Raw genomic sequence first — 21,862 nt, forward strand, 5'->3', positions numbered from 1 at the left:
GCTGGTTGCCTGAGTCTAAGATCAGGCAACCAGCGGTTTTTAATGTTTTAGCTTAGGCGCAGCAACCAATCCAACAAGAGAATTTCAGTCCCGTGATCCGCTCAAACGCTTCCACGTAGCGTTCCCGCGTGGCTTCAACCACTGAGCCTGGAAGTGGCGGTGGCGGAAGTTGGGAGTCTTTATCCCAACCGGACTTCGCGGAAGTCAACCAGTTGCGCACAAACTGTTTATCAAAGCTTGGCTGAACTTTACCCGCCTGGTACCCCGCTGCAGGCCAATAGCGGGAAGAATCTGGGGTCAGTACCTCGTCGGCAAGCACCAAGGAACCATCCTCGTCGATCCCAAATTCAAACTTTGTATCCGCAAGGATCAGGCCCTTCTCCTCAGCCATCTTCGCCGCTTCGGCATAAATACGAATGCTGGCATCGCGCAATTCATTCGCACGGGCTTCGCCGAGCTTCTCAACTACCTGCTCAAAGGTGACATTTTCATCATGGTCACCAATATCTGCCTTGGTTGCTGGGGTGAAAATCGGCTCCGGTAGCTTTGATGCTTCAACCAGCCCCTCTGGAAGTTCAATGCCGCAAACGGCACCAGTCTCTTGGTATTCTTTCAACCCCGAACCGGTGAGATAACCGCGCACAACGCATTCAAACGGCACCATTTTCAGCTTCTTGCACACCATCGCACGACCCAATACTTCTTCTGGAATTCGGGGATCGTCGATACCGCCTGCCAGGTGGTTGGGGAAATCGATGTTGTCAAAAAAGAACATACTCATCGCGGTGAGTACTCGACCCTTGTCTGGAATTTCGGTGTCCAGGATGTGGTCATACGCCGAAATTCGGTCGGAAACGACCATGAGCAGGTTTTCTTCGTCGATCTCGTAGATCTCACGAACCTTACCCGCAGAGACGTGATTGTACTGGGAGAGTTCAGGACGCATAAGGAATGAGTGTAGACCTATTTAAAAACAAAAGGCTAGTTAATGAAATGTAATACACATAACGATATAAAAACAGCAGATAGAGCCGTATTTATTTGATTAATCCCACCCCTTTAATAGTGTCCCGCTTTTCGACGCCACCAGGGCCAAACAAGCTACCGCACCCTATATCAAGGCGATGTGCTTTATCAGGCGCAACCCTTTAATCGGAGTTGAATGCTTTCCTAAGCCCTCAACCCGTGTGCTGCGAAACCTCACAGCAGGGCGTCGAAAAGCAACCCCACAGGCACACTTCGCAGCACAGCCCCACAACCACCACTACCTGAACAAACCTCAGTGCTGCATTTCCGCAAAACCATACCCACAACCCCAGCCCCATTTCCCACCTTCGCAGCACACAGCAATCCCCCAGCACAACCCGTGTGCTGCGAAACCTCGCAGCAAGGCGTCGAAAAGCAACCCCACAGACGCGCTTCGCAACACACTTCTATCTCGTACTGGTTTACGCCACGAACTTCTACAAGTGAGCGTACCCTAAGTAATTGAAGGCAGTATGTAGTTTCGGCATGCTGCTTGCAGAACCAGATTCAACGGAGGGTACATCATGGATACCGTTTCCCACACTCTTTTCTTCCCGCTGCTTGGCCGCTCCCAAGCCGCCACCGAGTATCCGGATCTTTTCACACAACCGCCATTCGGGAACGCTGAGGAGATCGCGCGTAAGACACAAACCCCCGCACAACCGTTGGGAAAATTTCCCGCATTTGTGTATGGATTGCGGCATGAAATCACCGTTATCATGGCCAAACGCTACCTTGAAAGCCATCCCGGCGCGGCGATTGTGAACCTTGGGTGTGGATTAGATCAATTGGCGCACGACTTAACTGATTACGAATGCACCGTCTATAACCTTGATTTCCCCTCCGTAATCGAGGTGCGCCAGAAGTGGCTGACCGCGCTTGCCAACGAGGTTGATCTGCCTTATTCGCTCACGGATACAGCATGGTTTGATCAGGTTGATGGGACCAAGGGTGTTATCGCCATTGCAGCTGGGGTGTTTTATTACCTGGAGCCTACAGCGGTTGCGAAGTTCATAGATGAATTTGGGAAGCGGTTTCCTGGTGCGTGGTTAACCTACGACTCCGAGTCGCTGCGGGTGATACGAATGAGCGAACGCTCGATTGCGAAAAAGGGTACTCCGACCACAATGCCGTTTAAACTGGATAATCCGTTCGAGGTTCGTTCTTTCAGCCCGACTATCGCAAATGTTTCAGTTAACTATAACTTCGTTAATTACCTTCCCGCCGCTTTACGACGCACCATACCGCGCCAAATCCGTGCAGCCTTTTGGTTCTTCGAGAAGATCAAAGGCATGTACCAAGTAACCATTACGTTTAATGGAACTTCCTTAAGATAGGTATTTGTAGCCACCGCCCTGTAGTTCAGCGGTGGCTAAAGGCTTTCGATGGGTTTATAAGGTTAAAGAATATCGCCAGGGTTGTAAGCTGCGGCCTCAGGATATCGGTTGACTAGGTCCTGCACCCGCGCATATACACGTTCAGTTTGTGACTCGGCAGAGCCAATGAAGGCATGACGGTCAGCCAGCGCGTCGTTAAGCTCCGTCTCGGTTAGTGGCAATCGGTCGTCGGCAGCAAGACGCGCGATGAGGTCTTGTTCCCCACCGTTTTCACGCATGTTCAACGCCACGGCGACAGCGTTTTCCTTAATTACTTCGTGGGCTGTCTCCCGGCCGACACCGCTGCGCACTGCTGCCATGAGAATGCGGGTGGTTGCCAAAAACGGCAGGTAGCGTTCCAACTCGCGGTCGATCATTGCTGGGAATGCGCCAAATTCGTCCAGCACGGTGAGGAAGGTTTCGAACATTCCATCAAGTGCGAAGAACGCATCGGGCAGCGCTACACGACGGATAACCGAGCAGAATACGTCGCCTTCATTCCACTGCTGACCGGAAAGATCCGCAACCATCGTTAGATAACCACGCAGGATAACCTGCATGCCACCCACCCGTTCACAGGATCGTGCATTCATTTTATGCGGCATAGCCGACGACCCAACCTGACCTTCTTTGAAGCCTTCGGTGACTATCTCATTACCGGCCATAAGCCGAATCGTATGAGCAAGCGACGAGGGCGCTGCACCAAGCTGCACCAATGCGGAAACTGCGTCGAAATCCAACGAACGTGGATAAACCTGGCCGACCGAATCGAATACACGGCTGAAGCCAAGGTGATCGGCAATAAGGGTTTCCAACGACGCTAGTTTAGACTCGTCACCCCCCATGAGATCCAACATGTCCTGGGCAGTACCCATCGGCCCTTTAATGCCACGTAATGGGTAACGCGCCAACAACCCTTCCACCCGCTCGATTGCGATGAGCAACTCTTCAGCTGCCGAAGCAAACCGTTTACCCAACGTGGTGGCTTGGGCAGCAACATTATGGGATCGCCCAGCCATAACCAGGTTCTTATAATTTGCGGCATGCTGTGCAATGCGAGCCACAACCGCGATGGCTTTATCCCGCACCAATTCCAGTGAGCGGTAAATTTGCAGCTGCTCGACGTTTTCCGTCAAGTCGCGAGACGTCATGCCCTTATGCACATGCTCAAAGCCCGCAAGCTCGTTAAACTCTTCAATCCGCGCTTTCACGTCGTGGCGAGTGATCCGTTCCCGCTGCGCGATCGATTCCACATCCACCTGGTCGATCACAGCTTCATAAGCGGAAATCGCATCAGCAGGAATATCGACTCCCAAATCTCGTTGGGCACGCATGACAGCCACCCACAACTGTCGCTCTAAGATGATTTTCGTCTCAGCACTCCACAGTTGCGAAAGCTCCGCAGAGGCATAGCGATTGGACAGGACGTTTGCGATCAAATTCTTTTCAGCCACGCCGCTTATTATTGCATGTTTTGTTCTAATCCCAGCTTTCTTTACCGCAGCGAAAGTATAAAAAGGTCACTACTGCAAAACTGCGCTTTACGATTAACCAGTTTTTATGCTGCTGCCATACGAATATGAATACATAGCCCACCCCACCACCTTCCTTAAACTTATATTTATTTAAGAGTATCTATGGGCAGTGAGGGGCAACTAGCATGCGAATCCCGAAAACCATGCTGCGAAGCAACGGGAACGGCGGTTTTAATCTTTAAAATATTTAATATAATCTTAGCTGAATCACATTTTAACGGAAAGGAAGTCATACATTGCTCCCCTGGCGAACAATAATGACGTATATAATCTGCATGCTGTCGCTCATAGCGTTGTCCAGCACGCAGCTCAACGTCCCAACAGCGTATGCAACTGAATTCGAAGCTGAAGCCCACTATTCCCAAGACGACTATTTGCGCCCCAAAACAGGGAACTTTGTCAACGTCAACGCCTCTTCGCCAACAATTACGCGAGTCGATGAAACTGGCAGAGATGTTCCTGGTGACATTCGAGTGAATGACCAGGTTCGAATCAACATGGTATGGGAGTTGGAGGAAGGGCAGTTTCTGCAAAACGGCAAAGTTTTCTCGTTTAACTTCCCGTCGTTTCTATCATTTAATGCCAGAAAAGCCTTTTCGGAAATCGCAGAAGCCAATGGCGATGATGAACCCATAGCTGGCGGAATTTGCCACTCGTTTCCAGATTACGATACGACGATTCAATGTGGATCCTTTCAACACCATCAGCCAGAAAAAATAAAGAAGTGGGCTGGCGAATTGGAAATCATTGCTCAGGTGGTCAAACCATTTGACAAAAACGACTTCACTATTTCCGTTAACAACGGTGCAGGTGAGATTGCCGGAACTATTCCCAACAACACCCCAGGGATTTCCCCGAGCACGCAACGCTACCCAGAAACCATCAAGAAAACCATGAAGACGCTTCTTCGCGATACTGCGCAGTGGAAGGTTGAGATTCCTGGCGACTTAGTAAAGAAACAGGGCGGTAAAAGTTTCACAGTTACCGAGGTTTTATCTGGTTACCCACATATTTTCAAAACCGACCTTCCCGATCTTTACTCGGCGGAATTTAACCCGCGGCTCACAATTTATGAAGCAGCTAAAGACGAAAACGGGTATCAAATCACTAACTATCGCCCGATCGCAGTGGTAAGGAATCCCAAAACAATACAGTTCGAACCGCAGCGCGGTGATACGCCACTGAAGAAAGGCGATGTGCACAGCGCCCGCATGGAATTTGAACTTCCAGCTTCCGTGAAACCGGATTCCGACTACTTCTATGTCCTTGAATACCAGACAGACCCGCAGTATCACACCTGGGAACGCGAAGATTCGAGCGTTACGAGCACCACCCGGATAGCTGGCGCAGAAGATGTAGCGTTGGTTATTGATGGTCCACCCGAAAGGCTGTTGAAAGGAAAACCACTTATCCGGGTGCGCACGTCAGGCGCTCCGGAAGCTACCGAAAAAAAGTACACCTTTGGCATCAAGTGCTTTTCCATCGAATATCGTCGAGATCAAGAATTTGTCGATGTTAAGGGCAATAACCAAACCGTTCCAGCCCCCAACGAAGGCCATCCCAGCGGAGCACGCTGCTATATCACTGAGAATCGCGAAAAGGCACAAATTCCTGGGTGGCATTTGCCACAGATTCCCGACCGCGTCAAGTTCATCTGGCTAAATGAGGGCCTCACGAACGAAGTAGTCTTCAATTATGACTACACCCAAAATAAACCAGAACCAACCTATCCGGTGTATGTCAAAGCTACTGCCAGCGGAACCCCGAAGCTAACCGGACACCAATACCGCTTTGATTACTCATGCACCAAAGACGGAAAAGTGCTCGGTAGCTCAACTGCTAAAACCACCGTACCGGCCAACACCCCAGACCCAGGGGTTGAAATTGGGCGTTTCCCGGCTGGCACGTCATGTACCGTAACTGAAGATCCAACCAGCATTAATCTCGATGGTGTTCGCACCGTGACACCAGCCACCGACACCCCCATCGTTGAGCAAAAGGTAGTAAGCGATCCACATACCCAGTTCGTGTTCGATCACACCTACATCGAACCTATGGGACAGGTACACGTGAGCATTAAAGCTACTGGCTTAGCAGACCCATCAGTAACCAAGGATCACAGGTTTACCGTCGGTTATGAATGCACCGTGCCGGAAACCCCGGAACGAACCATTGCTGGAAATCTCAGCGTAACCGGCACAGATACAGTTGCTACCATCCCGAACAAGATACCAGTGGGAAGCAGTTGCAAGGTCACTGAGGATACCGCTACCGCACAGATTCCTGGATATGAGTTGGGAACTGTTGAATCGGCCACCGTTACGGTAACCGAAGAGCCTCAAACCGCAATCATCACGAACCCGTATTCCCGTATCTTGGTTCCGTTTATCATCGAGCACAAGATCGTGCCACCGACGATTGACGTCACCGGAAAAACTTTCAATTACTCGTTCAGTTGTACTGTGGATGGAAAAATTGAACATCACACCATCGAGGTACCTGCCAACGGGAGGGTGACCACGGAACAGAAGTTCCCAATTGGAACAGAATGCTCAATAACGCCTGACGGCGAACCAGATGGTGAGGTTCCTGATCACCATATTGCCCCACCGCAACCACATGTATTTAGGATTGGTGAACCTGGCGAGCCAACGATCGTAACTCCCACAATCGAATACATCCCTAACGAGGGCAAAGGCATCCCATTGGGATGGATAGCAGCAATCGCTATCCCGGTAGTGTTTGTAACCATTGGTCTCTTGCTCAAGCATCTCGTAAAGATGCTGAAGCAGCCTGCGCCTCAGCCTCCGGCTGGGAAGAAGGGCATTCCGAAGCGTGCCGATCAAAAGACTGAGAAAACACCAGATTCTGACATCAAGGCACAAATCAATTCCTTCCTCAGTGGCCTAGGGCTTCCACGAATCTAAACCCATTCACATCGGACATTAAAAACGGCGTCACATCGAAATGTGACGCCGTTTTGCTCTCTATACCCGTTACACCCAAAAGGCGCTATCGGGCAGGAAGATATCGCTTACTTTTTCTTTGGCCCGAGGTCCTTGGATGGCGGGGTAGGTTGCTCACCCAGCGGTGGGGTTGGCTTATTGCTATCCTTGGTTGGACCCTGTGGGTTGTTTGGTCCCTTAGGCTGCTCACCAAGTGGTGGTAACAGTTTACCAAGGTTCGGGAACTGGTTAGCTAACAGTGCAACCAGACCACCGATCAGCGGAACCAGAAGCAACAGCCACCAGAGATTCTTGTTGTCGCTAGAACCGGAACTTCCGTTGCCAATTCCGCCACCAGAGGAATCCTTCTGAGCGATGTTGGTAACCTGTACACCAACATTTTCTTCATTCACGATGGTGATAACAGCGGACTTCTTGTCTGCGGAAATTTCGACGTTAGGGTCGTTAGCCTTAAGCGGTGCGAATACTGGATCGCCGAAGGTAACGCCGTCGATCTTAGGCAAGTCAACCTCGGTTAAAGTCACCTTGGTTCCCTTACGCAGTTTCGCATTACCGGAAACAAGTTTTCCGTCAAGACCAACCTGAATCTTTTCAGTCTTTTCAGCAGAACCATCGTTGTACTTCGCTTGAATGGTGAACTTGGTGTTCTGCGGGATGATGTCCTTATCCATAGATTCCGCAAGAACCTTCTTCACCGCGAAGGACTGGCGGTCAACACCTTGGATGGTGCCACCGCTAACCTCGGTACGCTCAATAACAGCAGTGGTTTCCTTGCCGTTGATACGAGCGTTATTGGTGGTCTTCTTGCCCTGTGGAGCGAAGTTTTCGTCTTCTGTCACAGTGCGGTAGTACACACGGTAGTAAAGGTTTTCATCCCAACCCTCGTAAGGCTCAACGATGTCGAATTTCAGGGTCTTGTCAGTTCGCTGAATGTTCTGAATCCCTGTGCCGATGAACCCCACGTGGTCACCGATCTTGATGCTATCGCCATCTTTGATTGCCTTGTAAGAATCAAGGTAGACCTCGCATTGGCCACCGCAGTTGGTGAACTTATGTGGGTAGCTGTCGTTGGTGAAGGAGTCTTCAACAGTGAGTCGTTTTTGTCCAACAAGCTCGGACCCTGGCAGGTTGAGAACCCAGATACCGTGCTTGCCGTCGTCGTCATACCATCCCCACTTGCTGAAATCGCTTGGAACGCCATTGTCATCAGGGGTTACGCCGTCGCCATCACCAGGTAGTTGTGCCGTGATGGTTCGGTTTCCGTTGATGGTTAGCTCAACATCCCGGGACTTACGAGCTTCAGTTGCTTGCAGGGTGCTGAAAAGAGTACCGCGAACATCGTCACGACCAACAAAAGCTTCATTGAACGTGCATTCAATCTGAGTTTCAGCTGGCACAACTTTGCACTTGCCACCAACTTCGTTATTTTTACCCGTCAGGTCAAAATCCTGCATCGCAAATAGCTTGAAGCCATCTGGGTACTTGACGGTGAAGGTGTCACCAGCCTTTACTCCGTTGGGAGCTTCCCAATCAGCTGCAAAAGTTGCCTTTTCCCACTGACGAATGGTGTCAGTAGGTTTGGATCCTTCACCAGAATTTTTACTCTCAACTTTCACGTTCGTGATGTTGATCTCTGCGGTGTCAGCGTAGGCCGGTACGGTTAGATGGCCGCTAAATAAAACGGCAACAGCCGCAACGATGGCTGTTGCCGATTTACGAACACGAACAGCATTCATCATAGAGCTTCCTCCCTTCACTTAGCGGAAACATGACAACATAACCGCTAGATTAATAACGTTTTCTTGAAGTTTAACAAGCGTATTTTCCGACAACAACGATTGCAAGTTTATTAAACTATCCCAAAATTCGCTTAAAACCTTCTCGATATAACCTCGTTGCAGGACACAGCGCTATTGCTTTCATAGGATGTGACGTCCACCACCCCAAACCCTCCCCTTCCGTCTACCCCTATTTGGAACAATAATAATAGGTTATTAAGTTCCACGTTAAGCTTTCGACCCTTGATTTTGACACAAAATCCCACGGAACAGTTTTAATCAAGCACAACGCATTAAAAAATCGCGTGCACAATTTCAATTGTGCGAAATGCATTCACCATCATGCAAAATTAAGAAAACTTTGGATTTTTACACAGGAAAGCTTTTGCCTGCGCGCATTTCCCCAGGAAACTAACCATTAACAAACTCTCATTTCACCATGAAATACAAACCCCAGTTTTCCAGGAATACGGCATGACTAAGCAAAGCCGTAGATACCTGAAAACTGGGGCCGAAGCTGCACCGGAACTAGACGCTTATCCTGCCTTCCACCGCAGGAAGAGCAATATCTGAGCGGAAGTGACCTCCAGGTAGTGCAATCTGTGACAAAACGGAATACGCCGAGTTGCGGGCGTCGAAAAGCGTCGCCCCCGTCCCAACAACGTTGAGGACCCGGCCGCCAGCTGACACCAATTCCCCAGTCGCGGCGCGGGCGGTACCAGCGTGCCGGACCTGCGTTGATTCCGCTCCAGTGATTGCATCTCCAAGGCGCGGAGTACCCGGATAATTATGGGCAGCTAACACCACTGTGACCGCGAATCCGTCCGCCCACTCCAACGGCGGTTGCTTATCCAACGTTCCGGTCGCAACTGCATGCAACAACGTTGCCAGTGGGGTTTGAAGTAATGCCAAAACAGCCTGTGTTTCTGGATCACCAAACCGACAATTGAACTCCACTACCGCCGGGCCGTCCGCACCCCAGGCCAATCCAGCGTATAGCAGGCCGGAATAGGAACAGCCGCGCGCCACCATCTCCTTCGCAACTGGGACGCACACTTCGTCTACTATGCGTTGCACGCCGTCCTCAGGCAACCACGGCAACGGGCAATATGCCCCCATACCGCCGGTGTTAGGGCCCTCATCGTTATCCCCTACCCGCTTATGATCCTGTGCGGGCAACAACGGAACCACGGTTTCGCCGTCTACCAGACAAAACAGCGATACCTCGGGGCCGTCGAGGAAGCTTTCTAAAAGCACCGGATTACCAGCATGCAATACGGCCTCCATGTGTGCACGTGCAGTTTTACGGTCAGTTGTTACTACTACCCCTTTACCGCCAGCTAAACCGTCATCCTTCACCACAAAATTCGGGCCGAAATTGTCAAGTGCAGCATCAATTTCTTCCGCCGTGGCACCGGGAACCACCTGTTCAGCATGCGCGGTTTTCACTCCGGCAGCAGCCATTACATCCTTAGCAAATGCCTTGGAACCTTCAATGCGGGCAGCATCCTTATTCGGGCCAAACACAGCGAAACCATGGGAACGCAATATATCTGCAACACCAGCTACCAGCGGAATTTCCGGGCCGATCACCACTAAATCGGCGTTTATCTTTTGTGCCAGTTCCAACATGGTATCGGGATTGTCCACCGCAGTTATTTCTGGGTAGATCGTGGCGATTTCACCAATTCCAACGTTTCCTGGTGCCACATGTAATTCTGTGACTGCTGGGTCTGCTGCTAAACCGAGTGCTAGGGCGTGTTCACGGGCGCCCGAACCGATGAGAAGAATGCGCATGGTTGCTTATTGTATCGTGTTCGATTCACAACCTTAATCACCTATCTACCCACCCAAGAACACGACAATCCACCATGTGCTTTAAGTGTCGGTAGGCTGAGTAACCATGAGTAGTGTTTTTAGCAAAATTATCGCTGGTGAATTACCGGGGCGCTTTGTGTATCGCGATGATGAAGTCGTGGCATTTTTAACCATTGAGCCCCTCGCCTATGGTCACACATTGGTGGTACCCGTGGCAGAGGTCGACCGGTGGACTGACTTGGAACCTGGCGTGTGGCTCAAACTCAACGAAGTAGCTCAGCGCGTGGGGCAAGCCGTGATTTCCGCATTTTCCAGCCCTCGTGCTGGGTATATCATTGCGGGTTTTGATGTTCCGCATACGCATATCCATGTGTTCCCGACGTCACAGATGTCCGATTATGATTTCAGCAATGCGATGGCAATGTCCGCCACCGACCCGGAATTAATGGACGAAGCTGCGACCAAGCTACGCGCCGCTTTGAACACCGATGACGCTGGTTTTAGCCACAGTTAGCAGCTCGTGCCAATCGTTACCCTCCTACCAACCCGTGGGACGTTTCCGCACTCACGGCCCCCGCAACCCGATGAAACCCCGGTAGTTTTTATCCATGGTGCGATAGCTTCACCGGGGAACTTCGCCGCGCCCGCTGCGGCTCTTATCGAACGGGGTGTGCCGGTGTTTGCCCCAGCCTACGGTAACAGAGGTACGAACCGGCTTGAGAAGTCTCTTGCTGAGTTACTGACCACCATCGACTCTTACGTCAAACAACACGAGGTTTCCCGCATAGCTATCGTGGGCCATTCCGCTGGCGGCCTGCTAGGGCTTCGCATCGCCTGCGCCCGTCCAACGCTGATAACAACTTTGGTGGGACTGGGGGCGTGTTTTCGCGGTGTGCCCTACCCGACCACTTCCGCTTTTCGACGCCGCATCGTCACCACCATCACCGCAGCAGTTGCTGGCCCGGTCTTCCGCGATCTTTTCCAACCAGAGTTACTACCAGTGCACCTTCCCCCAACCACTCGGATAACCTCGATTGTTTCAGACGCCGACCGATACGTTCCCGTTGAGTCCGCAACCCTTGGCAACATCCGTCGTGTTACTGGTGTGCGCCACGAATTGCTGCCCCAATTAATCGAACCAGTCTTAACCGCATTAGACCTCTAGTAACCAACAATTCCACTGCACTCTCCTCTTTGCCTGTGTGCTGCGAAACCTCGCTCCAGGGTGTGGAAAAACACCTCGCAAAGCCAACTTCGCAGCACACATATTCCGGGCCACAAACACACGCTATCGCCCACCAAGCTGTGTGCTGCAAACCTATACTTCCGACCCCCATACAGCGCCCCTAATTACCCACAACGCAGCACACAAGAGAATCCGCACACCAACTAACCAACCCACTCCTGTGTGCTGCGAAACCTCGCCCCAGGGTGTGGAAAGGCACCCGACAAAGCCAACTTCGCAGCACACGGGAATGAGTTGATTAGCTGGTTCGTTACCGGAAGAGACCCTAGATTGTGCGTTTCGGTAGCCGAAGGGTAAATGTGGTGCCTTCGCCTAGGGTTGTGTCAACCGTAACTGTTCCATCGTGAGATTCCACAATGCTCTTTACGATCGCAAGGCCTAGACCGGAGCCACCGGTTGCGCGAGTGCGGGAGGTGTCAGCGCGATAGAAGCGTTCGAAAATGTGGGAGGCGTCTTCTTCGGACATGCCAATTCCATTGTCGATGACATCTAAAATAACTTCCGTTTCGGAGGTATCAACGACCAGTTTCACATCGGCTTCTTCACCGCCATGTTTGAGTGCATTGACCACCAGATTGGTGAGAACTTGGTGCAGCCGTGCGGCATCGCCAGTGACAGTAGGCGCCTCGGCGGCGTTATTAACCACGTCGATATGCCGATCCGGATATGCTCCGCGCAGCGATCTGGTAACTGCAAGTCCTACTTCCAGCATGTCCACCGGAGCGTGTTCGAAGCGGGCCTCTTCACAGCGGGTGAGGCTAAGCAGGTCTTCAACTAGAAGTCCCATTCGGCCAGCTTCTTCCTCGATTTTTTCGATTACCATGCCCACGTTGTCAGTAGCACCAGAGCGATAAAGCTCAGCGTATCCTTTGAGGCTGGTTAATGGGGTTCTGAGTTCGTGGGAGGCATCGCCCACAAATCTTCGCATTTGGGTTTCTTTTGCCTGAAGCTCCACAATGAGGCTTTGTAGCTGTTCGAGCATCACATTGATCGACCGAGACAGAGCACCCACTTCGGTGTTTTCTGGGAGAACCGGAGCGCGGCGGTCGAGGTCGCCGGTGGCAATGGCTTTTGCGGTTTCTTCCACTGCGCGCAGCGGCCGCAGCGTGTGCCGGATAATGAAGTAACTCACAACCCCGATGAGTAGCACCACGATCAAGCCGATGATGAGTTGTCCCATTGCGAGCCTGCGCAGCAATAAGTGCTCATGATCGATGCGTTTGCCCACCACGATGATGGAATCTTTATAGGTGTCAGCCACAACCCGCCACTGGCTTGACGATTTTTTCGGGTCAATGCTAGTGATGATTTGTGGTTCAGTGGTGAAATACACCTGCCTGATGTCGGGCAGGTCAGGCCCTCCGCCACCTGCATTGATGGCGGTATAGCTGCCATCAGCATAGTGGCGGTAGACGAAAAATTCGGAGGGTAAAACAAAATCTTTCGCGAAATCTTCTTGGAAAAGTTCGTCCTGTTTCGCCCAGGTATTCAGTCCTTTTTGTAAGTCTTCGTCAACCCGGGAGAAAGTCACGTCGTACATTGTTTGTTGGATGCCAATGGCGCTGGCTAAAAGCCCCATCGCGGCGACAATGACGGTAACAAATACCAACCCAGACCTCAGCGGCAGCCCGGCGCGGTATTCCCGGGGGGCACGGGTTACTGCTTTCCGACGCCTCTCTGGTGCATGTTCTGCTGAATCTGGGGTGATGCTCACGGGTGGTACTTTCTCATTGCGGGGGCGATGCGATGGTTAGGAACGGGGTTTACGCAGAACATATCCAACGCCCCGGACTGTGTGTATGAGTGGGACGTCACCCGTATCGATCTTGCGGCGCAGGTAGGAGATGTAGGATTCGACGACGTTTCCATCGCCGCCAAAGTCATAGTGCCACACGTTGTCGAGGATTTTGGCTTTGGATAACACGACCTCCGCGTTGAGCATGAGGTAGCGCAGTAGGTTGAATTCGGTGGGTGAAAGTTCCACAACTTCACCGTTTTTGGTGACTTCATGGGTGTCGTCGTTAAGTTCAAGATCGGCATAGGTCAGGATTGCCGAATCGTCGGCTACCTGTTCTACTTGGACCCCACGGCGCAGGATGACTCGTAGCCGGGTGATTACTTCTTCTAAGGAAAATGGTTTGGTTACGTAGTCATCGGCACCAATGGTTAATCCGTGAATCCGGTGCTCGACAGCGTCTTTGGCGGTGAGGAATAACACCGGGCCGTCGAAACCCAATGCCCGTAGTTTCGGAAGCAATTCGAAGCCGTCCATACCAGGCATCATGACGTCCAGGATGAATGCGTCAGGGTTGAATTCTTTGGCTACTTCCAAAGCTTTCATTCCTGAGGTGGCGGTGGCTACTTCAAAGCCTTGGAATTTGAGGCTGACTGTGAGTAGTTCAACAATATTCGGCTCGTCGTCGACGACAAGTACACGGGTGGTATTTTCCTTCATGCCTCTTATTGTTCCTTATGTATGGGGTTTGTATGCTTTTCGACGATCCACGGATGCGATGTATGCACAACTAAGTTAAGCGGATTGATCTGTAGGAGTACTGCTTGCTTACTGGCAATAGGCTGTGAACACCACAATTCCAAACTGTAACGTTCGTTCGGTATAGTTTGCTAGCATGAGTCAATTGTCCCCCACCCACCGGTGGCTGTTTTTAGGAATCATCTCCCTCGGTCTTTTCATGATCGGGGTGGATAATTCCATCCTTTACACCGCGCTGCCTACCCTGCGCAGTGAGCTTCACACCAGTGAGGTTTTAGGCTTATGGATCATCAACGCCTACCCGCTGGTTCTCGCTGGCCTGCTTCTCGGGACCGGCACCCTGGGGGATAAAATCGGCCACCGCCGCATGTTTGAAATTGGCTTGGTCATCTTCGGGCTTGCATCTCTAGCCGCAGCGTTTTCCCCTACTCCGGAATTTCTCATCGCGGCGCGCGCAGCTTTGGGTGTGGGTGCGGCAACCATGATGCCCGCCACCTTGGCCTTGCTTCGACTTACATTCACCGACATACGTCAACGTAACACCGCTATTGGCGTCTGGGGGGCTGTCGCTACCTTAGGCGCGGCATCCGGACCAGTGATTGGCGGACTTCTCTTGGAACACTACTGGTGGGGTTCGGTGTTTCTCATCAATGTCCCAGTGGTGATTGTGGCACTGATCGCAACCTTCGCGTTGGCGCCAGAAAATATCGCCCAACCGGATCGACATTGGGATTTTCTCTCCTCCCTATGGGCGATGGTGGCAATGGTTGGAGTCGTGGTGTTTATCAAAGAAATCACCAACGCAGGCATCACGAGTTTGCTTGGCATGTCCATAGCTTTGATCGTTATCGGCGGGTTTTTATTCTCCCGTAGGCAAAAGCTTCTCCCCGAACCCATCCTCAGCCTAGATATTTTCACCAATCCGGTTTTCAGCGCCGGAGTGTTAGGTGCAGGCGTTGCCATGTTCGTTCTCGCTGGTAGCGAACTAATGACCACCCAACGCTTCCAATTATCCGTTGGCTTTAGTCCCCTAGAGGCAGGACTGCTCACCGCCACCGCTGCCTTAGCCGCATTCCCCACCTCCATTCTCGGCGGCGCAACCTTGCACCGAGTAGGGTTTCGCCCCCTGATCTCTGGTGGCTTTATTGTCATGGCAGTCGGCGCCGCTATCGCCGTATGGGGCGCCCACGCGGAAGTATTCTCACTATTCGTGGCGGGCATGATCGCGCTCGGCGCAGGCGGAGGACTCGTAATGTCGGTAACTTCCACCGCCATCATCGGCTCCGCCCCCGCTAAACGAGCTGGCATGGCATCCGCCGTGGAAGAAGTCTCCTACGAATTTGGCACCCTTTTAACGGTGGCTGTCTTAGGTTCATTACTGCCCGCCCTATATGCCTATTTCGCCCCAGCGGAGGTTGCCTCCGATTTTGATCGTGGTCTCCACCACCCGATATATGCGCTTGAAGCACACCACGCATTCGACACCGCCTACATGCTGGTGCTTGGTGTCGCAGGTACAGTAGCCTTGGTCGCTGCTTTGATCACCGCCGTATTATTGGCAGGAAATCCGAAGGAGCCGGAATATGCGCATGAGTAAACGAGCATTGTTGATTGAAACGGCCATTGACATCGTCGAAAAGCACGGGCTTAACCACCTCACCTACGAATCTCTGGCCGCCGCAACTGGCCTAAGCAAATCTGGGCTGATCTATCATTTTCCCTCCCGCGACGCTCTCCTGCGTGCGATGCACGAACAACTAGCACATACCTGGGAACAAGAGATGATCGCTGCGGCGGGCGGTACTGCCGAGAATATCGACGAACGCACCCGAGTACGGGCAAGCTTCATCGTGATGTCCCAATCGGCAACTCTGTCGGATCTACGGCTGGCGCTCGATGCTGTGGGCAACCCGACAATGCAAGAACCCTGGCTTGATGTGATGCGCCGCTGGTCCGTATCAGAAGAAACAATTACCAAGATCCCCCGACTGTATTTACTCAACGTCATCGCCGACGGACTATGGGTTCATGACCATGTCAACGGCTTCGTCCTCACCGATCAGCAACGCACCGCACTAGTCTCTTCCGCCCTAGCGCTTTACGACGAATGTGTGCCCCCACACTAATCCACTTCAGTTCTTAATAGCACACGGATTAGAGTGTTCTTCATGACTCAATCTGTGCTGACAACACAAGCTCCCACTGGTGAAGAGTTGCTCGCCCACAGCCAACGTACTGACAAGAAAACTGTCATCGCGTGGGCATTGTGGGATATGGGCTCAGCCGCATTCAACGCAGTACTCATCACCTTTGTGTTCTCCGTTTACCTGACGGATTCAGTCGGCACCACCATCGACTCCTCATTCTCCCCCACCACCTGGCTCGGCTTCGCCATCGGTGTGGGCGGGGTACTTATCGCACTGATTGCTCCCGTGGTCGGCCAGCGCTCCGATGCCCGCGGCACTCGGCGCCGAAGCGTCCGCCGCTGGACAGTCATCACGTTCCTGATCATGCTGGCGTTGTTTTTCATACGCAACGACGACCCCATGTACTTCTGGATCGGTATCAGTCTCCTCGCATTAGGCTCCGTCACCTACGAGCTCGCAGAAGTCAGCTACTTCGCCATGCTCAATCAAGTATCCACAGAAGAAAACGTCGGTCGAGTCAGCGGCTTCGGTTGGGCACTTGGCTACTTCGGCGGAATCTTCCTGCTCTTAATCTGCTATTTCGGCATGATAAACAACAACGGCGGACTATTAGGCCTAAGCACAGAAGGCGGATTCAACATCCGACTCACCGCAGTCCTTGCCGCTATATGGTTCCTCCTCTTCGCTCTACCCACCATGTTCCGTGTCCCGGAAGTTCTCCCCAACCCTGCCATTAAAACCGGCGGCGTGGTTGACTCCTACAAAGAATTGATACGCACCCTCGTCGTTCTGTGGAAAAAGGACCGCTCCGCCGTATTCTTCCTCATTTCCTCCGCGATCTTCCGCGACGGACTGGCAGGCGTATTCACATTCGGCGCCGTCCTCGCCGTCAGCGTGTACGGGCTCAGCGCAGGTGACGTCCTCATTTTCGGCGTCGCTGCCAACCTCATCTCCGCACTAGGCGCGGTGATCTGCGGCTACCTGGATGACCTTATTGGCCCGAAACCCGTCATCCTCGGCGCCCTCACCGCCATGGTAATCGACTGCCTCATCCTGTACTTCGTGGAAGGCCCCACCAATTTCTGGATCTTCGGCCTCATCCTGACCCTCTTCGTCGGGCCAGCCCAGTCATCATCCCGCACTTACCTCTCCCGCATGGCACCAGCAGGCCACGAAGGACAAATGTTCGGCCTGTACGCCACCACCGGCCGTGCCGTTAGTTGGATGGCCCCCATCGCATTTTCTATCTTCGCCATCCTATTCGGTGGCGACCGCGCTGGAATTTTCGGCATCGCCCTGATCTTGCTTGCCGGCGCCACCGTTTTGGTTTTCGTCCGCCAGCCCCACAAAGTAGACACCACAATGGTTTAAACTCACACAATTATGAAGCTGTTTCGGCGCCGCACCACCAACCCAGCAACCGCCACCATCGACGTGGCGGCCGCCCCGCCACTCAGCCCCCTCGCCCCACTCGACCTCAACGACCACAGCGAAATCGCCGCCGTTTTAGACGTTGCCGGGCACATCGGCGAAATACTCATTTGCGCCGGTTCCACCAATTCCGATGCCGCCGAACACGTCAAAGCCATCACCGAATCCTTCGGCCTCTGGGACTGTCACGTTGATCTCACCCACAGCCGCATTCGACTATTTGCCCGAGTAGACAATAACCCGCGCGACCCCATCAACGTCATCCGGGTCATCCCCGCCCAGGCCCAAGACTTCAAAAAACTCCGTCAAGTCGACTCGCTGATCCGCGACATCCACACCGGACACGCCTCACTTGCCGACGCCCAACGGCGCCTTTCAGACATCAGCAACGCCAAAGCGTCGATAAGCTTAACCGGGGTCATTACCGCCTGGGCCTGCATGGGTGGTGCAGTATCCATGCTCATCGGTGGCGACCTCGCAGTATCACTACTATCCATGCTGGCCGCCGCAGCGATCATCGCACTCGGCGCACTCCTGGGACGGCTTCGGCTACCAATATTTTTCCAAAACGTGGCCGGGGGCATCTTCGCGGCGGTTCTCGCCGCGCTGGCCTATCACATAGGCACTGACTACGGACTGATCCTGCGCCCCAGCATGGTCATCGGCACATCCATCATCGCGATGTTGGCCGGACTCACACTCGTACAAGCCATCCAAAACGGGGTCACCTTCGCACCCGTGACTGGCAATGCCCGATTCTTCGACACGATCATCATCACCTGCGGAATCGTGGCCGGGGTAGGTATCGGCATCGAACTATCCAACGCACTAAATATGCCACTGCCGCCCATGGAAACTGTCGCCGTCCCCAACTTCGCCTCCAATTCCATCCGTGTACTCGGCGGGGCACTTGCCTCGGCTGCATTTGCCCGCGCCTGCTACGCCGAATGGCCCTCCGTTGCAGTCTCAGGGCTTACCGCACTCGCAGGTTCCAGCCTGTATTACTTTGCGCTGCAACCAACCGTGCTTGATGGAGTTTCCGCGATAGCCGTCACCGCCGTTTTCATCGGCCTGCTCGGTGGCCTGTTGGCGCGCCGGTTCCATATCCCACCGCTGATCGTCACCATCGCTGGGGTCACCCCGCTTCTTCCCGGACTGGCAATCTACCGGGGCATGTATGGTGTGCTACACGACCAAGTATTGGTGGGTTTTGCCAATCTCACCCTAGCTCTCGCCACCGCGACTGCCCTTTCGGCTGGTGTGGTCTTTGGCGAATGGATCGCCCGAAAACTTCGCCGCCCCTGCGGCCTGGCCAGCTACAAACAACTCGCCCGCATCATGGGAAGCTCCTCTGGATTCTTCAACTAGCCTTTTACCGCTAGCAATACGCTTTCACCCTGCACTATTGTGTGTGCTGCGAAACCTCACAGCAAGATGCCGAAAAACAACCGCACAGGCACACTTCGCAGCACAGCTCCACAACCACCACTACCTGAACAAACCTCAGTGCTGCATTTCCGCAAAACCATACCCACAACCCCAGCCCCATTTCCCACCTTCGCAGCACACAACAATCCCCCAGCACAACCCGTGTGCTGCGAAACCTGCTCGAACAGCCTCACAACCTGTCACCATTCCCACGCTTCGCAGCACACGACGATCACGCAGTACTCAAGCATTATCCCCACAACCCGTGTGCTGCGAAACCTCACAGCAAGATGCCGAAAAACAACCGCACAGGCACACTTCGCAGCACAGCCCCACAACCACCACTACCTGAACAAACCTCAATGCTGCATTTCCGCAAAACCATACCCACAACCCCAGCCCCATTTCCCACCTTCGCAGCACACAGCGGCGGGTTATTAGATTGTGGGAAATATCGGACTTTAAAAGGACATTTGTTAGGTGAAAATAAGAAATGGCCACAAGCTAAAAGCCTGTGACCATTTGTTTTATGAGCTGGAGACGAGACTTGAACTCGCAACCTACGGTTTACAAGACCGTTGCGCTACCGATTGCGCCACTCCAGCACATGCAAGAAACATTTGTTTCATGCACGAGGAGAATAGTACTAAAACTCGGCGCATAATCCAATTAAGAACAATTCGGGCGTGTGTGCTGCGGTGTAGGTGCAGGGTGCGCTTAGCCGGTAATGTGTTGCAGAAGCAATGTAAACCCCTGGCGTGATGATTGGTGTGTGCGGTGAAAACACTAAAGGACCTGCTGCGGCAATGGAATATCTGGCCCCAGCATCACGGCCGAATAGCCACCATCGACGCGGTAAAAGCAGCACCACCGCCCTCCCCCCTGGCGCCGGTGGACCTCACCAACCCTGCACAAGTGGCCGGCGTGATGGATGTAGCCGCCCGAATAGGCGACATTTTGTTGTCCTCAGGCACATCCAATAGGGACACAGTTGCCCAAATCCATGCGGTGGCATCGGCCTACGGCCTCCACTATGCGCATGTGGACATTACGCTTAACACCATCACGATTTTCAGCACGGTGGGTACTGAAAAGAAAACCCCGGTGAGCGTGTTTCGGGTTGTTAGCCACATGCGAACGGATTTTTCTAAGTTAAGCGAGGTGGACCGCCTTATCCGCTCGATTCAGGCAGGTGCCACATCGCCAGAATTGGCGGAGAAAATTTTGGACGGTTTACACCGTTCCCCCGCAACCTATGGTTTCAAGACGTCACTGGTGGGTTGGGGGGTATTTGCGGCCGCTGTGTCGGTGATGCTTGGCGGCGGCCCGTTGGTGGCATTGGTGTCGTTCGTTATCGGCATAGCGATCATTGTGTGCAATACGTTGTTGAGCAAGCATCGACTGCCACCGTTTTTCCAAAACATCTTCGGTGGTTTCATAGCCACTGTGCCAGCCAGCATGGTGTTTAGCTGGGCGACTACAGCAGGAATAACGATCGCTCCATCGCATATCATCGCGGCGGGGATCGTCGTTATGTTGGCTGGTCTGACCTTGGTGCAATCGTTACAAGATGGGATTACTGGTGCGCCGGTCACCGCCAGCGCTAGGTTCTTCGAAACGTTGCTGTTAACCAGCGCCATTGTTGCGGGGGTGGGTATTGGCATTCAGGTCTCGGGGCTGCTGGGCATGACTTTGCCGCCGTTGGAACCTGTGCTGCTATCCCCGAATTTGTCCACTTCGACGGTGCGGGTGGCTGCGGGTATGGTGGCGTCGATAAGCTTCGCAGTGGCCTGTTACGCGGAAGTGTCGTCGGTGATAGTTGCGGGCTGCACCGCAGGTGTTGGGGCGGGTATTTATTATTTGGTGCTATTGCCGACCAATATGTCGGTGATTACAGCGACAGCTATCGCGGCGACCGTTATTGGGTTCGCAGGTGGTTTGTTGGCGCGGCGTTACCTGATCCCGCCACTTATGACTGCGATCAGTGGCATTACCCCGCTACTGCCTGGTTTGGCTATCTATCGGGGTATGTATGCAGCATTGAATGAGCAAATGCTGGTGGGGTTTACCAACATGGCGGTGGCGTTATCGATTGCCTCAGCGCTCGCCGCTGGGGTGGTGTTGGGTGAATGGCTCGCCCGGTTGCTGAGACGTCCACCTCGGCTCAACTTCTACCGTGCTTTTCGACGCCCATAAGGCTCACTTTTGTTCCCATGTGGGGCAAAATAGCGTAGAATCATGGATTTGCACCGTTATCGTATTCTTCGTGTTTAAAGGAGGCGACCTTGCCACCAAAGGTCACTGACACCCGTAACCCCGCCGAATCATTGCACGCCGTTGAGGCGGAAACCGCTGCGGCAGCCCGCCGTGTTGTGGCTTCGTATGCAGAGGATTTCTTTGACGGCGTCACACTGATGTGCATGCTTGGGGTTGAACCGGAAGGTTTGTCCTACCGGAAGGTATCGGCAGAGCATGAAGAAGCTACCGCGCCGAAGAAAACCACCAAGAAGGCCAAAAAGACAACAAAGAAGTCTACTGCGAAAAAGACCACCAAGAAAACCACTAAGAAGACTACGAAAAAAGCAACCAAGGCCACCAAGAAAGCTTAAAAAGGTAC

Annotated in this window: 16 protein-coding genes and 1 tRNA gene; 10 read left to right on the forward strand and 7 right to left on the reverse strand. The window is 53.0% G+C overall.

Annotated elements, in window-relative coordinates; genetic code table 11:
- Positions 1-52: 52 nt before the first annotated feature.
- Complete coding sequence (locus CMUST_RS12825; protein ID WP_047262838.1) at positions 53-946, reverse strand: phosphoribosylaminoimidazolesuccinocarboxamide synthase; 894 nt, start codon at positions 944-946, stop codon at positions 53-55.
- A gap of 604 nt (positions 947-1,550) precedes the next feature.
- Between CMUST_RS12825 and CMUST_RS12830 the strand changes: the two genes are divergently transcribed.
- On the forward strand, positions 1,551-2,363 hold the full coding sequence (locus CMUST_RS12830; protein WP_047262839.1) for a class I SAM-dependent methyltransferase: 813 nt from the start codon (positions 1,551-1,553) through the stop codon (positions 2,361-2,363).
- A 62-nt stretch (positions 2,364-2,425) separates the two neighbouring features.
- Here CMUST_RS12830 and purB read toward each other — a convergent pair whose 3' ends face one another.
- Complete coding sequence (gene purB / locus CMUST_RS12835) at positions 2,426-3,865, reverse strand: adenylosuccinate lyase (RefSeq protein WP_201779248.1); 1,440 nt, start codon at positions 3,863-3,865, stop codon at positions 2,426-2,428.
- A 347-nt stretch (positions 3,866-4,212) separates the two neighbouring features.
- On the opposite strand from purB, the gene CMUST_RS12840 reads away from it, so the two are divergent.
- Entirely contained in the window at positions 4,213-6,864 is a 2,652-nt protein-coding gene (locus CMUST_RS12840) for a DUF5979 domain-containing protein (protein ID WP_144414215.1), read from the forward strand.
- Positions 6,865-6,971: 107 nt separating this feature from the next.
- On the opposite strand, the gene CMUST_RS12845 is transcribed toward CMUST_RS12840, so the two are convergent.
- Complete coding sequence (locus CMUST_RS12845) at positions 6,972-8,642, reverse strand: Ig-like domain-containing protein (protein ID WP_052844775.1); 1,671 nt, start codon at positions 8,640-8,642, stop codon at positions 6,972-6,974.
- Between the two features lie 567 nt (positions 8,643-9,209).
- Entirely contained in the window at positions 9,210-10,478 is a 1,269-nt protein-coding gene (gene purD / locus CMUST_RS12850) for a phosphoribosylamine--glycine ligase (protein ID WP_047262842.1), read from the reverse strand.
- 106 nt (positions 10,479-10,584) lie between these two features.
- Between purD and CMUST_RS12855 the strand changes: the two genes are divergently transcribed.
- Both CMUST_RS12855 and CMUST_RS12860 read left to right on the forward strand, forming a co-directional pair.
- Positions 10,585-11,013 (forward strand): HIT family protein, encoded by a 429-nt coding sequence (locus CMUST_RS12855; protein ID WP_047262843.1) that lies wholly within the window; start codon positions 10,585-10,587, stop codon positions 11,011-11,013.
- 6 nt (positions 11,014-11,019) lie between these two features.
- The gene (locus CMUST_RS12860) at positions 11,020-11,664 is read left to right on the forward strand and encodes an esterase/lipase family protein (protein ID WP_047262844.1); all 645 of its coding nucleotides are present in this window, start codon (positions 11,020-11,022) and stop codon (positions 11,662-11,664) included.
- Between the two features lie 346 nt (positions 11,665-12,010).
- Here the strand turns inward: CMUST_RS12860 and CMUST_RS12865 are convergent, their stop codons facing one another.
- A complete protein-coding gene (locus CMUST_RS12865; protein WP_047262845.1) occupies positions 12,011-13,459 on the reverse strand; it encodes a sensor histidine kinase in 1,449 nt (482 codons plus the stop codon).
- A gap of 36 nt (positions 13,460-13,495) precedes the next feature.
- Entirely contained in the window at positions 13,496-14,200 is a 705-nt protein-coding gene (locus CMUST_RS12870) for a response regulator transcription factor (protein WP_047262846.1), read from the reverse strand.
- 175 nt (positions 14,201-14,375) lie between these two features.
- Here CMUST_RS12870 and CMUST_RS12875 point away from each other — a divergent pair, with 175 nt between their 5' ends.
- The 4 genes from CMUST_RS12875 to thrE (CMUST_RS12890) are packed head-to-tail and all read left to right on the forward strand — an operon-like array spanning position 14,376 to position 19,185.
- Positions 14,376-15,836: an MFS transporter gene (locus CMUST_RS12875; protein ID WP_047262847.1), complete on the forward strand. Its 1,461-nt coding sequence runs from the start codon at positions 14,376-14,378 to the stop codon at positions 15,834-15,836.
- On the forward strand, positions 15,829-16,365 hold the full coding sequence (locus tag CMUST_RS12880) for a TetR/AcrR family transcriptional regulator (protein WP_236690119.1): 537 nt from the start codon (positions 15,829-15,831) through the stop codon (positions 16,363-16,365). Before CMUST_RS12875 ends, CMUST_RS12880 begins: the two co-directional genes overlap by 8 nt.
- Positions 16,366-16,407: 42 nt before the next feature.
- Positions 16,408-17,757, forward strand: a complete 1,350-nt coding sequence (locus CMUST_RS12885) for an MFS transporter (protein ID WP_047262849.1) — start codon at positions 16,408-16,410, stop codon at positions 17,755-17,757.
- A 12-nt stretch (positions 17,758-17,769) separates the two neighbouring features.
- Positions 17,770-19,185, forward strand: coding sequence for a threonine/serine exporter ThrE (gene thrE, locus CMUST_RS12890; protein WP_047262850.1), 1,416 nt, complete (start codon positions 17,770-17,772; stop codon positions 19,183-19,185).
- A 592-nt stretch (positions 19,186-19,777) separates the two neighbouring features.
- Here thrE (CMUST_RS12890) and CMUST_RS12900 read toward each other — a convergent pair.
- Positions 19,778-19,850, reverse strand: a tRNA-Thr gene (locus CMUST_RS12900).
- A gap of 172 nt (positions 19,851-20,022) precedes the next feature.
- Between CMUST_RS12900 and thrE (CMUST_RS12905) the strand changes: the two genes are divergently transcribed.
- Complete coding sequence (gene thrE, locus CMUST_RS12905) at positions 20,023-21,441, forward strand: threonine/serine exporter ThrE (RefSeq protein ID WP_047262852.1); 1,419 nt, start codon at positions 20,023-20,025, stop codon at positions 21,439-21,441.
- Between the two features lie 89 nt (positions 21,442-21,530).
- On the forward strand, positions 21,531-21,854 hold the full coding sequence (locus CMUST_RS12910) for a hypothetical protein (protein WP_047262853.1): 324 nt from the start codon (positions 21,531-21,533) through the stop codon (positions 21,852-21,854).
- Positions 21,855-21,862 lie beyond the last annotated feature (8 nt).

The sequence above is a fragment of the Corynebacterium mustelae genome (genome assembly GCF_001020985.1).
Taxonomy (GTDB): Bacteria; Actinomycetota; Actinomycetes; order Mycobacteriales; family Mycobacteriaceae; genus Corynebacterium; species Corynebacterium mustelae.

What these genes read in the sequence shown, in the direction of transcription:
- CMUST_RS12885 (WP_047262849.1), top strand. Translation starts at nt 16,408, where the DNA reads ATGACTCAATCTGTGCTGACAACACAAGCTCCCACTGGTGAAGAGTTG.
- CMUST_RS12845 (WP_052844775.1), bottom strand. Translation starts at nt 8,642, where the DNA reads ATGATGAATGCTGTTCGTGTTCGTAAATCGGCAACAGCCATCGTTGCG.
- CMUST_RS12870 (WP_047262846.1), bottom strand. Translation starts at nt 14,200, where the DNA reads ATGAAGGAAAATACCACCCGTGTACTTGTCGTCGACGACGAGCCGAAT.
- CMUST_RS12825 (WP_047262838.1), bottom strand. Translation starts at nt 946, where the DNA reads ATGCGTCCTGAACTCTCCCAGTACAATCACGTCTCTGCGGGTAAGGTT.
- thrE (WP_047262850.1), top strand. Translation starts at nt 17,770, where the DNA reads ATGAAGCTGTTTCGGCGCCGCACCACCAACCCAGCAACCGCCACCATC.
- CMUST_RS12830 (WP_047262839.1), top strand. Translation starts at nt 1,551, where the DNA reads ATGGATACCGTTTCCCACACTCTTTTCTTCCCGCTGCTTGGCCGCTCC.
- CMUST_RS12855 (WP_047262843.1), top strand. Translation starts at nt 10,585, where the DNA reads ATGAGTAGTGTTTTTAGCAAAATTATCGCTGGTGAATTACCGGGGCGC.
- CMUST_RS12840 (WP_144414215.1), top strand. Translation starts at nt 4,213, where the DNA reads ATGCTGTCGCTCATAGCGTTGTCCAGCACGCAGCTCAACGTCCCAACA.
- CMUST_RS12880 (WP_236690119.1), top strand. Translation starts at nt 15,829, where the DNA reads ATGAGTAAACGAGCATTGTTGATTGAAACGGCCATTGACATCGTCGAA.
- CMUST_RS12875 (WP_047262847.1), top strand. Translation starts at nt 14,376, where the DNA reads ATGAGTCAATTGTCCCCCACCCACCGGTGGCTGTTTTTAGGAATCATC.
- purD (WP_047262842.1), bottom strand. Translation starts at nt 10,478, where the DNA reads ATGCGCATTCTTCTCATCGGTTCGGGCGCCCGTGAACACGCCCTAGCA.